The 12,884-nt window shown below is 66.1% G+C and carries 14 protein-coding genes; 1 reads left to right on the top strand and 13 read right to left on the bottom strand.

Translation table 11 applies throughout. The annotated features are described in order from the left end of the window. Positions 1-5 precede the first annotated feature (5 nt). From AB4Y75_RS04020 to AB4Y75_RS03975, 10 genes are all read right to left on the bottom strand, one after another. Positions 6-896, bottom strand: coding sequence for a F0F1 ATP synthase subunit gamma (locus AB4Y75_RS04020; protein WP_441434585.1), 891 nt, complete (start codon positions 894-896; stop codon positions 6-8). A gap of 89 nt (positions 897-985) precedes the next feature. Continuing rightward, positions 986-2,623, bottom strand: coding sequence for a F0F1 ATP synthase subunit alpha (atpA, locus tag AB4Y75_RS04015; protein ID WP_441434584.1), 1,638 nt, complete (start codon positions 2,621-2,623; stop codon positions 986-988). Between the two features lie 82 nt (positions 2,624-2,705). After that, positions 2,706-3,533, bottom strand: a complete 828-nt coding sequence (locus AB4Y75_RS04010) for a F0F1 ATP synthase subunit delta (protein ID WP_441434583.1) — start codon at positions 3,531-3,533, stop codon at positions 2,706-2,708. Next, complete coding sequence (locus AB4Y75_RS04005) at positions 3,533-4,087, bottom strand: F0F1 ATP synthase subunit B (RefSeq protein ID WP_441434582.1); 555 nt, start codon at positions 4,085-4,087, stop codon at positions 3,533-3,535. Before AB4Y75_RS04005 ends, AB4Y75_RS04010 begins: the two co-directional genes overlap by 1 nt. 50 nt (positions 4,088-4,137) lie before the next feature. Then, on the bottom strand, positions 4,138-4,356 hold the full coding sequence (atpE, locus tag AB4Y75_RS04000) for an ATP synthase F0 subunit C (RefSeq protein WP_066210942.1): 219 nt from the start codon (positions 4,354-4,356) through the stop codon (positions 4,138-4,140). A gap of 75 nt (positions 4,357-4,431) precedes the next feature. Further along, positions 4,432-5,232 carry a F0F1 ATP synthase subunit A gene (gene atpB / locus AB4Y75_RS03995; protein ID WP_441434581.1) on the bottom strand — a complete coding sequence of 267 codons (801 nt, stop codon included), beginning with the start codon at positions 5,230-5,232 and terminating at the stop codon, positions 4,432-4,434. 79 nt (positions 5,233-5,311) lie between these two features. Next, a complete protein-coding gene (locus tag AB4Y75_RS03990) occupies positions 5,312-5,599 on the bottom strand; it encodes a hypothetical protein (protein WP_441434580.1) in 288 nt (95 codons plus the stop codon). A gap of 1 nt (position 5,600) precedes the next feature. Beyond that, on the bottom strand, positions 5,601-6,116 hold the full coding sequence (locus AB4Y75_RS03985) for a hypothetical protein (protein ID WP_441434579.1): 516 nt from the start codon (positions 6,114-6,116) through the stop codon (positions 5,601-5,603). A gap of 97 nt (positions 6,117-6,213) precedes the next feature. After that, positions 6,214-7,221 (bottom strand): MraY family glycosyltransferase, encoded by a 1,008-nt coding sequence (locus AB4Y75_RS03980; RefSeq protein ID WP_441434578.1) that lies wholly within the window; start codon positions 7,219-7,221, stop codon positions 6,214-6,216. After that, entirely contained in the window at positions 7,218-9,071 is a 1,854-nt protein-coding gene (locus AB4Y75_RS03975; RefSeq protein WP_441434577.1) for a nucleoside-diphosphate sugar epimerase/dehydratase, read from the bottom strand. Before AB4Y75_RS03975 ends, AB4Y75_RS03980 begins: the two co-directional genes overlap by 4 nt. Positions 9,072-9,272: 201 nt before the next feature. On the opposite strand from AB4Y75_RS03975, the gene AB4Y75_RS03970 reads away from it, so the two are divergent. Next, the gene (locus tag AB4Y75_RS03970; RefSeq protein WP_441434576.1) at positions 9,273-10,226 is read left to right on the top strand and encodes an NAD-dependent epimerase/dehydratase family protein; all 954 of its coding nucleotides are present in this window, start codon (positions 9,273-9,275) and stop codon (positions 10,224-10,226) included. Here the strand turns inward: AB4Y75_RS03970 and AB4Y75_RS03965 are convergent. The 3 genes from AB4Y75_RS03965 to AB4Y75_RS03955 are packed head-to-tail and all read right to left on the bottom strand — an operon-like array spanning position 10,206 to position 12,814. Continuing rightward, on the bottom strand, positions 10,206-11,228 hold the full coding sequence (locus AB4Y75_RS03965) for a glycosyltransferase family 2 protein (protein WP_441434575.1): 1,023 nt from the start codon (positions 11,226-11,228) through the stop codon (positions 10,206-10,208). The two genes, AB4Y75_RS03970 and AB4Y75_RS03965, sit on opposite strands and share 21 nt — an antisense overlap. Beyond that, complete coding sequence (locus AB4Y75_RS03960) at positions 11,225-11,995, bottom strand: WecB/TagA/CpsF family glycosyltransferase (protein WP_441434574.1); 771 nt, start codon at positions 11,993-11,995, stop codon at positions 11,225-11,227. Before AB4Y75_RS03960 ends, AB4Y75_RS03965 begins: the two co-directional genes overlap by 4 nt. Beyond that, positions 11,996-12,814: an L-threonylcarbamoyladenylate synthase gene (locus AB4Y75_RS03955; RefSeq protein WP_441434573.1), complete on the bottom strand. Its 819-nt coding sequence runs from the start codon at positions 12,812-12,814 to the stop codon at positions 11,996-11,998. Positions 12,815-12,884: the final 70 nt, after the last annotated feature.

Raw genomic sequence — 12,884 nt, 5'->3', positions numbered from 1 at the left:
TGGAGTTACGACGCCAGAGCGTCGGCACCGGCCACAATCTCGGTGAGCTCCTGCGTGATCTCGGCCTGACGGGCCGTGTTGCGCAGTCGCGTGTACTTTTTGATCAGCTCGGTCGCGTTGTCGCCTGCGGACTTCATGGCACGCTGACGGGCAGCCAGCTCGGACGCGGCGGCCTGCAGCATCGCCGCGAATATGCGGGATTCGATGTAGCGAGGCAGCAGCGAGTCCAGCACCTGCTCGGTCTCGGGCTCGAAGTCGTAGAGGGGCAGGATCTCCGATTCCGGAGTGTCCTCCTCTTCCACGACCTCCAAGGGCAGAAGGCGGACAACGGTCGGCTCCTGGGTCACCATGGACTTGAAGCGCGTGTAGACCACGTGGATCTCCTCCACGCCGCCCTCTTCGAAGTCGGTGGCGAAGTCCTCCAGGATGACCTTGCTGATCTCCTGAGCGGTTGCGAACTCCGGAGCATCGGTGCCGCCGGTCCAGACGCGGGCGTAAGGACGGGAACGGAAATCGAAGTAGGCCTGCGCCTTGCGACCCACCAGGTAGGTCTTGACGTCCTTGCCTTCGCCGTGCAGCAGCTCGATCAGGCCCTCGGCCTGCTTGAGCACGCTCGCAGAGTATGCGCCGGCGAGACCACGGTCGGCCGTCATCACGACGACGGCGGCGCGGCGGATCTGGGCGGGCTCGGTGGTGAGCGGGTGCTCCACCTGGCTCTGGCTGGCGACTGCAGAAACGGCACGGGTGATGGCGCGGGCGTAGGGCTGGGATGCAGCCACACGAGCACGTGCCTTACCGATGCGAGAGGTGGCGATCAGTTCCATCGCCTTGAAGATCTTGCGCATCGACGTGGTCGAGGCGATCTTCTGGCGGTAGACCCGGATCTGGGCTCCCATACTTGTCCTTTCTTAGGATCCAGCGGATCCAAGGCTCCGGTGCGGCACCCCGGGGCCACCCGTGAAGGCGGCCCCGGGGTGATGCGCCTTTAGCGCTTCTGCTTGACGATCTTTTCCTGGTCCACGGAGTCGCCCGAGATGGCCTCGTGCTCCTCGTGGCCGGCACCGACCAGATGGTTGTCACCTTCACCGAAGAAGCCGCGCTTGAAGTCGGTGATCGCCGTCTTCAGAGCCTCGACAGTGTCGTTCTCCAGCAGGTTGGTCTGGCCGATGGTGGTCAGAATGGACGTGCTGTGCTTCAGGTGCTCGAGGAACTCGGACTCGAAGCGGGAGACGTCCTCCACCGGGACATCGTCCAGGTAGCCGTTGGTGCCTGCCCAGATGGACACGACCTGGTTCTCGACCGGGTACGGCTGGTACTGGCCCTGCTTCAGCAGCTCCATCAGACGCGCACCACGGGTCAGCTGCTGGCGGGAAGCCGCATCCAGATCCGAGGCGAACATGGCGAAGGCCTGCATGTCGCGGTACTGGGCCAGGTCCAGCTTCAAGGTGCCGGAGACCTTCTTCATGGCCTTGACCTGAGCGGAACCACCCACGCGGGACACGGAGATGCCCACGTCGACGGCCGGACGCTGGTTGGCGTTGAAGAGGTCCGACTGGAGGAAGATCTGACCATCGGTGATGGAGATGACGTTGGTCGGGATGTAGGCGGACACGTCGTTCGCCTTCGTCTCGATGATCGGAAGACCGGTCATCGAGCCCGCGCCCAGCTCGTCGGAGAGCTTGGCACAACGCTCGAGCAGACGGGAGTGCAGGTAGAACACGTCACCCGGGTAGGCTTCACGTCCCGGCGGGCGGCGCAGCAGCAGCGACACGGCACGGTAGGCTTCGGCCTGCTTGGAGAGGTCATCGAAGATGATGAGGACGTGCTTGCCGCCGTACATCCAGTGCTGACCGATGGCCGAACCTGCGTACGGAGCCAGGTACTTGAAGCCCGCGGGGTCGGACGCCGGGGAGGCCACGATCGTGGTGTACTCCAAGGCACCCTTCTCTTCCAGGGTCTGGCGCACAGCGGCGATGGTGGACGCCTTCTGGCCGATGGCGACGTAGATGCAGCGAACCTGCTTCTTGACGTCGCCGGACTCCCAGTTGGCCTTCTGGTTGATGATCGTGTCGACGGCGATGGCGGTCTTGCCGGTCTGGCGGTCACCGATGATCAGCTGACGCTGGCCACGGCCGATCGGGATCATCGCGTCGATGGCCTTGAGGCCCGTCTGCATCGGCTCGTGGACCGACTTACGCTGAGTCACGCCCGGTGCCTGGAGTTCCAGTGCACGGGTGCCCTCGGCCTTGATGTCGCCCAGGTCGTCGATGGGCTGGCCCAGCGGGTCAACCACACGGCCGAGGAAGGCGTCGCCCACGGGGACAGAAAGGATCTGACCCGTGCGGTGCACTTCCTGGCCTTCTTCGATACCGGTGAAGTCACCGAGTACGATCACGCCGATCTCACGGACGTCAAGGTTCTGGGCCAGACCCAGAGTTCCATCCTCGAAGCGAAGGAGCTCGTTGGCCATGACCGAGGGAAGACCCTCGACACGGGCGATACCATCGCTGGCGGTGGTCACACGACCAACCTCGACGCGCTCGGCATTGCCGGGCTCGTAGGACGCCGCGAACTCGTTCAAGGCATTGCGGACGTCGTCGGCATTGATGGTCAATTCGGCCATCTGCAGTCCCTGCTCTCCTGTTTCGTGATCATCGCTGCTCACGATGACCTGGTGTTCTGTCGGTAAGTTGTGCTTGCCTGGCTCAGCCGGCCAGCTTGCGGCGCAGTTCGCCGAGTTTGGTCAGCATCGAAGCGTCAACCACTTCGTCACCGACCTTGACGCGGATACCGCCGATGAGCTCCGGATCCACGACGGTGTTGACCTTGAGCTCCCGGCCGTAGAGCGAGTTCAGACCGGCCTGGAGGCGGGACTGCTGCTCGTCGGTGAGGGGGCGGGTCACTTCCACCGTGGCGATCCAGCGCTCCTGGCGCTTGGCGGCCAACTCTGCAAAGCGCTCCACCAGCTTGGCCGGCTTGACGCCACGCGGGGCGACGACGGCCTGACGGATGAGGAGCTGAGCCTCTTCGCCGGCGCTCGGCACGAGCTTGCGTGCCAGCTCCGCCTTCTGCTGCGGGGCGGCAGCCGGTTCCACGAGAGCACGCTGCAGCTCATGGCTGGCACCCACCACCGTGTTGAATGCGAAGAGGTCGTTCTCCAGTGCTTCCAGCCCGGAGGCGCCGCCACCTGCGGCGGCACCCTTGGACTCAGCGACGGCGATCGCCACGGTTGCGGCGATTGTTTCGAGCGCATCGCCGATGTCACGGGAGTCGGCCCAGCGGGAGGCCGCCAGCGAACTGACGATCTGCTCCGCATCGGCCGAGACCTTGCCGGCCAGGAGTCCACGGATCAGGCCCGACTTCTCCTCCGCACTGCGCGAAGGATCCGTCAGAGCCCGGCGCAGTCCGGCCGAGCCGTCAAGCGCCTCGAGGGTTCCGAAAAGCTCATTTGCCAGGGACAGCGGAGCCGTGGGGAGCTTGGGCTCCACCTCGGCCAGCGCCGCCTTCAGCGATTCGCTCGATACACCTGCCATTACTGTGCTGCACCTGCGCTCTGGTTCTCCAGATCTGCGAGGAAGCGGTCGACCACGCGGGAAGCGCGGGCGTCGTCTTCCAGCGACTCACCGACGATGCGCCCGGCGAGCGTCGTGGCAAGGCTGCCGACTTCGCTGCGCAGGGAGACGACGGCGGCCTGGCGCTCTGCCTCGATCTGTACATGGGCCTGCTCGGTGATGCGGGCTGCCTCGGCGGCGGCCTTCTCCTTGAGCTCAGCGAGGATCTGGGCGCCTTCAGCACGGGCTTCTTCGCGGATGCGATTGGCCTCTGCGCGGGCGTCCGTCAGCTGCTGCTTGTACTCTTCCAGAGCGGCGGTGGCCTCCGCCTGGGCCTTCTCAGCCTTGGCGATGCCACCTTCGATGGCCTCGGCACGCTCGGCGTAGGTCTTCTCGAACATCGGGACAACGAACTTGACCACGATGAAGAGCAGAACCAGGAAGCCGACCAGGACCACGCCCATTTCCCAGACATTGGGAACAAGCGGGTTGGGAGACTCGTGGGCTTGGTCTGCAGCAAGGATCAGCTGATCCATATTCACCCGTCCTATCTACTCGTAACTGATTTGGCGTAGGGGCTGAAGGTTTACTTCAGAACGAACGCGAAAACCAGGCCGAGGATGGCGAGAGCTTCGGTCAGGGCCAGACCGAGGAATGCGATCGGCTGCAGGACACGCTGTGCCTCGGGCTGACGAGCCACACCATTGATGTAGGCCGCGAACACGAGACCCACACCGATGCCACCGCCGATGGCGGAGAGGCCGTAGCCAACGAGGTTGAGGGAGCCGTTGATTTCGCCGTTCATGGTTTTCCTTTCAGTCGCCGCGGAGCGGCTGTTACGGGGTTATTTTTCCCCGAGAGGGGAAGTGTGGGTGAAGTCTTAGTGGCTGTCCGCGTGGAGAGCGCCTTCGATGTAGATGGCGGTCAGCAGCGTGAACACGTACGCCTGCAGCACCATGATCAGCGCTTCCAGCATGTACATGGCCACCGCGCCGGCCAGCACCAGGACCGAGGTGCCCTTGAGCAGGACGTTCTCCTGAGCGATCAGGAACTCGATGCCCGAGCCGGCGATCATCACGATCAAGTGGCCGGCCAGCATGGTCGCGAACAGACGGAGGCTGTGCGTGACCGGGCGGACCACGAAGTTCGAGATGATCTCGATCGGGACCACGATCGGCAGGATGTACAGGGGAACACCCGAGGGTACGGTGGCCAGCTTGAAGTAACGGATTCCGTTCTTCTTGACGCCGATCACGATCCAGGTCAGGTACACCAGGCCGGCCAGCACATAGGCGCCGCCCACGTGGGAGAAGGTGGGCAACTGGATGACGGGGATGGCCCCGTAGATGTTGTTGACCAGGATGAAGAAGAACAAGCTGAACAGCAGCGGGACGTACTTGATGAAGTCCTTGCCGCCGATGATGTCCTTGGCGATGCCGTTACGGACGAAGCCGTAGGCGGACTCGCCGGCGAACTGGAGTTTCCCGGGGACCAGCTGTCCCTTGCGGGCGGCGGCCAGGAAGAACGCCGCGATGATGACCACGGAGAGGATCACCAGGAGCATCTGCTTGGAGAAGCCGTCCGCTGCACCCCAGGGCAAAATCGCCGGGAGGTGCATTTCGTCAATACCAGGCGGGTTGAAAGAACCCGAATCCTGAGCGGGGAGCGTAAGCGCGAACAACGCGTTTCCTCTCTGCAGTGTCCATCGTTGGGCAAATTAGCGGGGCTCCACGCTCGGTGAGCGGCTCCCCCATGTGAAATTATTCGGAAGGTTTGTGAGGCTTCTTCGGATCCGCGCCAGAGCTGTCAGCGCGGTGTTTGAAGAATCCATGCATCTGGGCCAGATAGAAACCGCCGGCCGCCCCGAGCAATGCTCCGGCGAGTACAATCCAGCGGGTCCCCCACAGTGAATCCAGTCCCCACCCTATCAAACTCCAGACCAGGATTCCGCCGACGATATAGCTGAAGACGGCCATTCCGGCGTTGTATCCGCCGTCGCCGTCATGTGAAGGATCGGCTTCCGACGGACGGTGATTTTCTTTTGCCACGTCAGCGGCCTCCTTCTGCAGTGTCGGAGGAGTCTTGGGCCTGCTCAGCGGGCTGCGCGGGCACGTTGAAGATCAGGAGCCGAGCGCGGGAGAACCCATAGAGCTCCGCGATCTGCCACAGGACGACGGTCACGACCGCCGCTGTAACAAACCACCGGCCATGCAACCAGCCCGGGGCGCCGAGCACCAGGAACACGACCCCGAACACCACGACCTTGACGAAGTACAGCGCCACCATGAGCCCGATGGCTCCGGAGGGGTTGTTCCTGCCGACGAAATGCCCGGCGAGCAGGGAGATCGCGAAGAAGACGATGACGAGGGCGCCACCGCAGATCACGGACAGCGCGCCCAGTCCCCCGTTCATCACCGCGGCGATGACCGCGGTGACCAGAAGACCTGCTGCGGACACCGCTGAGCTGAGCACCAGGAGTCGGAGCCACAAGGATCCCGTCTCCCCCGCCGCCGTCGTCGTCCGACGCCGAGAAGCCCTGGAAGGGCGGGGCGAAGATGCAGACATGGCGGCCTATCAGGTGGAGGGCATGTGATGCGACGGGATACACACCGTCAACGGTGAATTCTACACGAGATAGAAGTACCGGCGCCCCTGGCCACCTTCACACGGCCCGTCCCGCCCGTCGCCGCTCCAGGAGGGAGGGCAGCGCCAGATACAGCACGATGGCGCCGACCGTGATCGCCTGGGCCGCGAGGGCGCCCCACCAGGGGGAAGTGGCCGCCACGATCCCGCACATGCCGGTCAGCGCGCTGAACAACCCCACCAGCAGGGCGACGCGCACATGGCTGAAACCCACATCGGTGAGTCGCTGGTAGACGTGCTCCCGATGCGACTCGTACCACCGTTTGCCCTGCCGGTACCGGCGGACCAAGGTGTATCCCGTGTCGGCGAGATAGATCATGAGGGGCGACAGCAGGTATTCGATCGCGACACCCGACAGGAATCCGGCGACAGCCATGGCGGCGATGCCTCCGCCCAGGAGATAGCTTCCGACATCCCCGAGGAACACCCGGCCACGGCCGAGATTCCACGGCAGGAACGCCGCGAAGGCGGCCGCGAGGACCACCCCGGACACGGTGAGCCACACCTGGCCGGACAGGACACCGGCGGTGCAGTACAGCGCGCCGACCACGAGACCGTGGATGCCCGAGATGCCGTTCACGCCGTCCATGAAATTCGCCGCGTTGATGTAGCCGCTCACTGCGAGGACCCCCAGGGGAAGCCACCACCAGGAGACCTGGAGATTCGCGGTCATGGCGGCGGTCACCACCAGGCCGAGGAGAAGCTGAGCGGACGCCCGGACCCGGATGGACAGGCCACGGATGTCCTCGACCCAGCCCAGAAGTGCGGAGCCGAGCGCGCACCCCGCCACCGCCAGAGCCAGGAAGCGGTTGGTGGGCACCGCATGGGTCAGCAGAGCCGTGGCTGAGCCCGCAAGCACTCCGAGGCTCGTGGCCAGGCCCATGCCCCGCAGCGTCAGTTCAGAGTGGGAGGAGCGAGCCGTCGGCACGTCGATGACTCCGAGCCGGACGAGGAACGGCTTGACCGCCCAGGGTGCCACGAGTGCCACCACGAACGTCGCCGCCGCAGTGATGGCGACGGGGGTCACGATCCCACCCGGCCCAGATCCACCGGGTCTTCGGACTCCTCGTCGGCGATGCCGGAGGCGCTCAGCTTCTCCTCGTCGAGCCGGCAGGCCTCCAGCCAGGATTCCAGATCCAGATCCTCCGGGTCGATCGGCTGGATGCGCGCATGCGAGATCTTCGGGTGGATCCGGGTGGAGTCGACCTCTCCGTCCCCGATGAGCTCCTCATGCATCTTCTCGCCCGGCCGCAGACCCGTGAAGACGATCTCGACGTTCTTTCCGGACATCGCGATCATCCGTTGCGCGACATCCAGGATCCGGACGGGTTCCCCCATGTCCAGGAGCATGACCTCACCGCCGTGCCCGATGGCACCAGCCTGGATCACCAGCTGGCAGGCCTCCGGGATGGTCATGAAGAACCGGGTGACATCCTTGTGCGTCACCGTCACCGGCCCTCCGGCCTGGATCTGCCGAGTGAACAGCGGGAGCATGGACCCACGGCTCCCCATAACATTGCCGAATCTCACCGAAACGTACGGAAGGCCTGTCTCCTGCGCCATCCAGGCCGTCAGCCGTTCGGCCATCCGTTTGGAATGGCCCAGAGCCGTGCTCGGGTTCGCCGCCTTGTCGGTGGAGATGTTCACGAACCGGCTCACTCCCACCGCCCGGGCCGCACGCAGGACGTTCAGCGAACCCAGGACGTTGGTCTTCCAGCCCTCGTTGGGGTATTGCTGCAGAAGCGGGGCGTGCTTGAGGGCCGCGGCATGAAAGACGACCTCCGGCTTCCTTTCCTGGAAGACCGCGTCGAGACCTGCCTGGTCCCGGATGCTGCACAGCACGGTGTCCTGGCCGTTCAGCAATCCCTGGCCGGTCAGTGAGATCTGCGTCTGCTGCAGGGCCGTCTCGTCATGGTCCAGCATGATCAGCTCGGCCGGGCTGAACTGGCTGATCTGGCGGCAGAGCTCGCTGCCGATCGAACCGCCCGCGCCCGTGACGATCACCCTGCGGTCGGAGATGTATCCGGCGATCTTCTCGACCTGGATGTCCACCGGCCTCCGCCCGATCAGATCCTCCACTGAGATGTCGCGGAAGTCGGAGAAGCCCTGCGGTGCACCTCCGCTGAGCATCTGGTTCAGCGGAGGCAGGACGAGCACCCTGACGTTCAGGCCGGCGACGCTGTCGGAGACCCGAGTCACGACGTCGCGCTCCACGCTGCCGAACGCCAGCACCAGGACTTCGGCCTTGGTCCGGTGGACGATCGAACGGATGTCCTCGCCGCGCCCCAGGACCTGCACGCCGGAGAGGCGCAGATGCTTCTTGCTGGGGTCGTCGTCGATCAGGCCGACCGGGTAATAGGGGGAATCCGGGTCCTGAAGCATGCGGGAGACCAGCGAATTACCCACGAAGCCGGCGCCGTAGATCAGCGTGTTCCGGGCGGCGTCGCCCGGGCGGGATTTCGCCTCCCGGTAGAGCCTCCGGAGATAACGGATACCGGCCATCCCGATGAAGGCGATCGGCGCGGCGATCAGGGCGACACTGCGGCCGACGTCGAACTGGCGGTAGCCCACCAGCAGGAGCAGCGTGGCCGCCGTCGCCACGATGAGGGTGGCGATCAGCAGCGCCTGCACTTCACCGAAGGAGCCGGACTGGTAGCGGCCGCGGTACACGGAGAGGAGGTAGCCGAAGACGAGCTGCGCGAGGGCCGCGATACCGGTCACCGCCAGGAGGCCGGGGAACTGAGCCCATTCGACGTGCAGTTCGTAGCGGAGCACGAGGGCCAGGCCCATTGCTAGGAACCAGCAGAGGGCGTCGAGGATGAACTGGATCCACTCCCAGGAGCCGGTTCTGCTCTCAGCAGTCTTGGAGTACGACAATGGCCACCTTGCTCGAAAATCAAGGGGCGGAAGAAGTCTCCCGCCCTCGGCATCCGCGCTTTCCGACCAGGCCCGGAGGACGTGGGGACCGCAGGGAGCGGCATCGGACACCGCGACCAGCTTAGCGCGCCGGGCATCGGCTATTGTGGATTTCCGGCAGTCTCGCGGCTACGCGGGCAGTAGGCCGTCGAGAGGGGCTCCATGAAAGTCGCAGTCACCGGGGCCACGGGGTTCGTGGGCCGTCACGTGGTACGCAGCCTGGTCTCCGCCGGGCACGACGTCGTGGCGCTCGTCAGGACTCTTCCGCTGGACGACAGCGCGGCTGCCGCTCTCCGCGGCGCGACGGCGCGGGCCACCGGGGACCTCGAACGGGTCGAGGACTGTTCCTCCTTGTTCACCGGTCTGGACGCGGTCGTGCATCTCGCCGCCCGGGTCCACCGCATGGCCGAGGACAGCGACGATCCACTTGCCGCACACCGGGCAGCCAACACCGTTCTGACTCACCGGCTGGCCGAAGGCGCCGCCGCCGCGGGCGTCTCGGCGTTCGTGTTCCTCAGCAGCATCAAAGTCAACGGCGAACGGACCACCGGCGCACCGTTCTCCGCAGCGGACACGCCCCGACCGGCCGATCCCTACGGGGTGTCCAAATGGGAGGCCGAGCAGGCCCTGGCGGCGGTGAGCACACGTTCCGGGCTACGGGGCGCCAGTATCCGGATCCCGATGGTGTACGGCCCGGGGAACAAGGGCAACGTCCAGCGGCTCCTGAGCGCCATCCGGCGTGGACTCCCGTTGCCCCTCGCGTCGGTGCGCAACCGCAGGACGATGGTGGCCGTGGGCAATGTCTGTTCGGCCATCCAGTACGCACTGGAGCACGACACGGACCTGTACCAGCTGATCCTGGCCGCCGATTCCCGCGCCGTCTCCACCGCGGATCTGTGCCGGGCACTCGGTGCGGCCGCGGAACGGACCCCGCGGTTGATCCCCTGTCCCCCGGCGCTCCTGCGCCTCGGAGCCCGGCTCCTCGGCAAGGGCGCGGAGGCCGACCGTCTGACCGAGGATCTGGAAGTCCTGGTCAGCGGCAGCGCCCCGGACTTCTCCTGGACGCCGCCCGTCTCGTTCGACGAGGGGATCCGCTCACTCGCCGACGGCCGCTGAAGCCGTCAGCGCCGGGATCTCCCGGAGCCGGTACACACCGTCCAGGACTTCGCTGTTGCTGCGAGGACTCCTCAGGGCGTCTTTGACGCCACGGAAGAGTCCTCGCAGCAGGCGCGCACGCTGGCCGGACCGGGCCACCGTCCGGGTCCAATTGCGCACCGAGGCTCCCAGGAACAGCACGCGCTCCCACCAATGCAGCGCCGGGGAACGGAAGTACGCCCAGAGCTTGTTCCGCACCTCGTAGTAGAAGCGGTCGCCCGGGTCGGCCTGTGCGTCACCGAAGGTCTTGGTGTGATGCAAGACCTCGGAGTCCGGCACGGCGAAGGCCTCGGCCTGGCGAGTGATCCTGGCGGTGAACTCGAAGTCGTCGTTCCAGATGAAGTAGTCCGCGATCGGAAGGCCCTGGCGGCGGATCGCGTCCGCGGAGACGAAAATCGAGACGAACGACGCCGTCCGGATGCTCGTCAAACCCAGGGAGTCCGCGCGGGCACGGCCCGCGGCGTCCAGCCGCAGACGCTCTTTGGTCCGGTTCATCGGATGCGGACGCCCGTCGGTCCACCGGACCAGACTGGCCAGGTAGGCGGGAGCCGGCACACCCTGCGCGGCGATCGTGTCCAAGGCCGAAAGCGCTTCTGCCAGCGAATCCGCCAGAGGCTCCGTGTCGTCGTCCATGATCCAGACATAGTCCGCCTGATGATCCAGCACCGCGCGTTCCATGCCGACCACGAAGCCACCGGCTCCGCCGGTGTTGCTCTCCAGACGGACCAGATCCAGAACGGTCCTGTCGGCAGCCGCCGCGCCCTCGCTGGCAGCCCACGCCTTCAGGAACTCCGGGGTTCCGTCGTCCGAGGCGTTATCCACCACGATCAGCGCGTCCGGCCGGACCGTAGCGGTCAGCAGTCCACGGAGGGTGTCCTTCAGCAGCTCCCTGCGGTTATACGTGACCACGACGGCGGCCACCCGGGGACGCGCGTTCGTCTCCTCCGCCGCTCCGCCCATCATGAACGCACATCCTGACGCCTGACGCTGCGGCTCATGCGACGGCGCAGAAGGATGAACGCCAGCTTCCAGGGCTCCACGAACACGCGATACGCCACGCGCCGCGGATCGAACAGCAGTCGCCACGCCCATTCGAAGCCCAGACGACCGATCCAGCGCGGTGCGAGCTTCTGAATGCCGGCCACCTGCTCGATGGCTCCGCCGACGGCGCAGTGCACGGCCGGAATCTCCATCAGCATGCGGGCGATGACCTGTTCCTGCAGGGGCATCCCGAGACCGGTCAGCACCAGCTGCGGACGAAACTCACGGAGCCAGGCGGACGCAGCCAACTCCGCTTCCGCGTTCCAGCCCGCCCCGGGCCGTCCTTCCACCACTGCCCCCGGAACGCGACGGCGCAATTCGGCGACCGCACCCTCGTTCGCCTCGGCGCCCGCTCCCAGCACCGCGATGCGGTCCAGGCCAGGCACGGCTCCGACGCGGGCCAGCCAATCGACGGATCCCACGCGGTGGCTCCCCGCGCCCTGGCCCCGGTTGAACGTCCGCGCCCACAGCTTGGCCAGCGGAGCGCCGTCGAGCAGGATGACGGAGCTGCGGTCGTAGAAGACGGCGAACGCAGGATCGCTGTGATACAGCGTCACACTGTGCAGATTGTGGCCGACGACGGTGTGCGGCTCCCCGGAGGCGAGCAAGCGGCCCAGCTCCTGGGCGGTCTCATCAGCCGTAAGCGCGGTGACGTCGACGTCGACGAGCGGAAGGCGGTCCCTCCGCATTCAGCTCTCCGCCCCGGTCTCCCGGGGAGTCTTGGCATCCTCGCTCGTGACGGTAGCCGTTGCCGGCTGGTCCGCGACCGCCTGTGCGTCGGTGTCGGCGTCGGCACTGTTCAGCGCGCTGTCCGCGCCAGGCTCCCAGACCGGGACCTCCTGGCCGAAGGCCAGGATCGACGGGACCACGTCCCGCAGGTCCTCCAGGGCGATCGCACCCTGACGGACGACACGGGCACGGGACCCGGTGCAGTCGACGATCGTGGACGGCAGGGCCGCCTCCTCGCTCTCGGACTCCGCCGGACGGGGGCCGCCGTCGAGGTAGACCTCGACCGACTCGGCGAGCTGCTCCTGGGCATTAGCGGCCGTCTGCGCGGCGGGCTGACCGCTCCTATTGGCCGAGGACACCGCCAGAGGGCCCGTCCGGGCCAGGATCTCCAGGGCCAGTTCGTCGTCGGGCACGCGCAGTGCCACGGTGCCCTTGGTCTCGCCGAGATCCCATTCAAGGGACGGCTGAGCGTGCAGGATCAAGGTGAGAGCACCGGGCCAGAACTTCTCGGCGAGCTTGCGGGCGTCGTCGCCGATGTCGACGGCCAGCCCGTCCATGGTCTGGACGCGAGGGATCAGCACGGGCGGCGGCATGGTCCTGGAGCGGCCCTTGGCCGCCAGCAGAAGCCGGACCGCCAGCGGTGAGAACGCATCCGCGGCGATGCCGTACACGGTGTCCGTGGGGAAGACGATGCACTGCTGTTCGGTGATGGCGCGTTGCGCGTGTGCCAGCCCCTCGAAGCGGGTTTCTTCCGTTGAACAGTCATAGCTAGAAGTCACGCTGACATTCTCCCATTCTTTTCGGATCCACAGTCCGCGCCGCGTCACAGCCCACAGGGCTCGCCCGGCG

Source organism: Arthrobacter sp. RAF14 (assembly GCF_052114185.1).
In the GTDB taxonomy this organism is placed as follows: Bacteria; Actinomycetota; Actinomycetes; order Actinomycetales; family Micrococcaceae; genus Arthrobacter_E.
The sequence above is the reverse complement of the archived record's forward strand: the minus strand, read 5'-3'. Positions and strand labels throughout refer to the sequence as shown.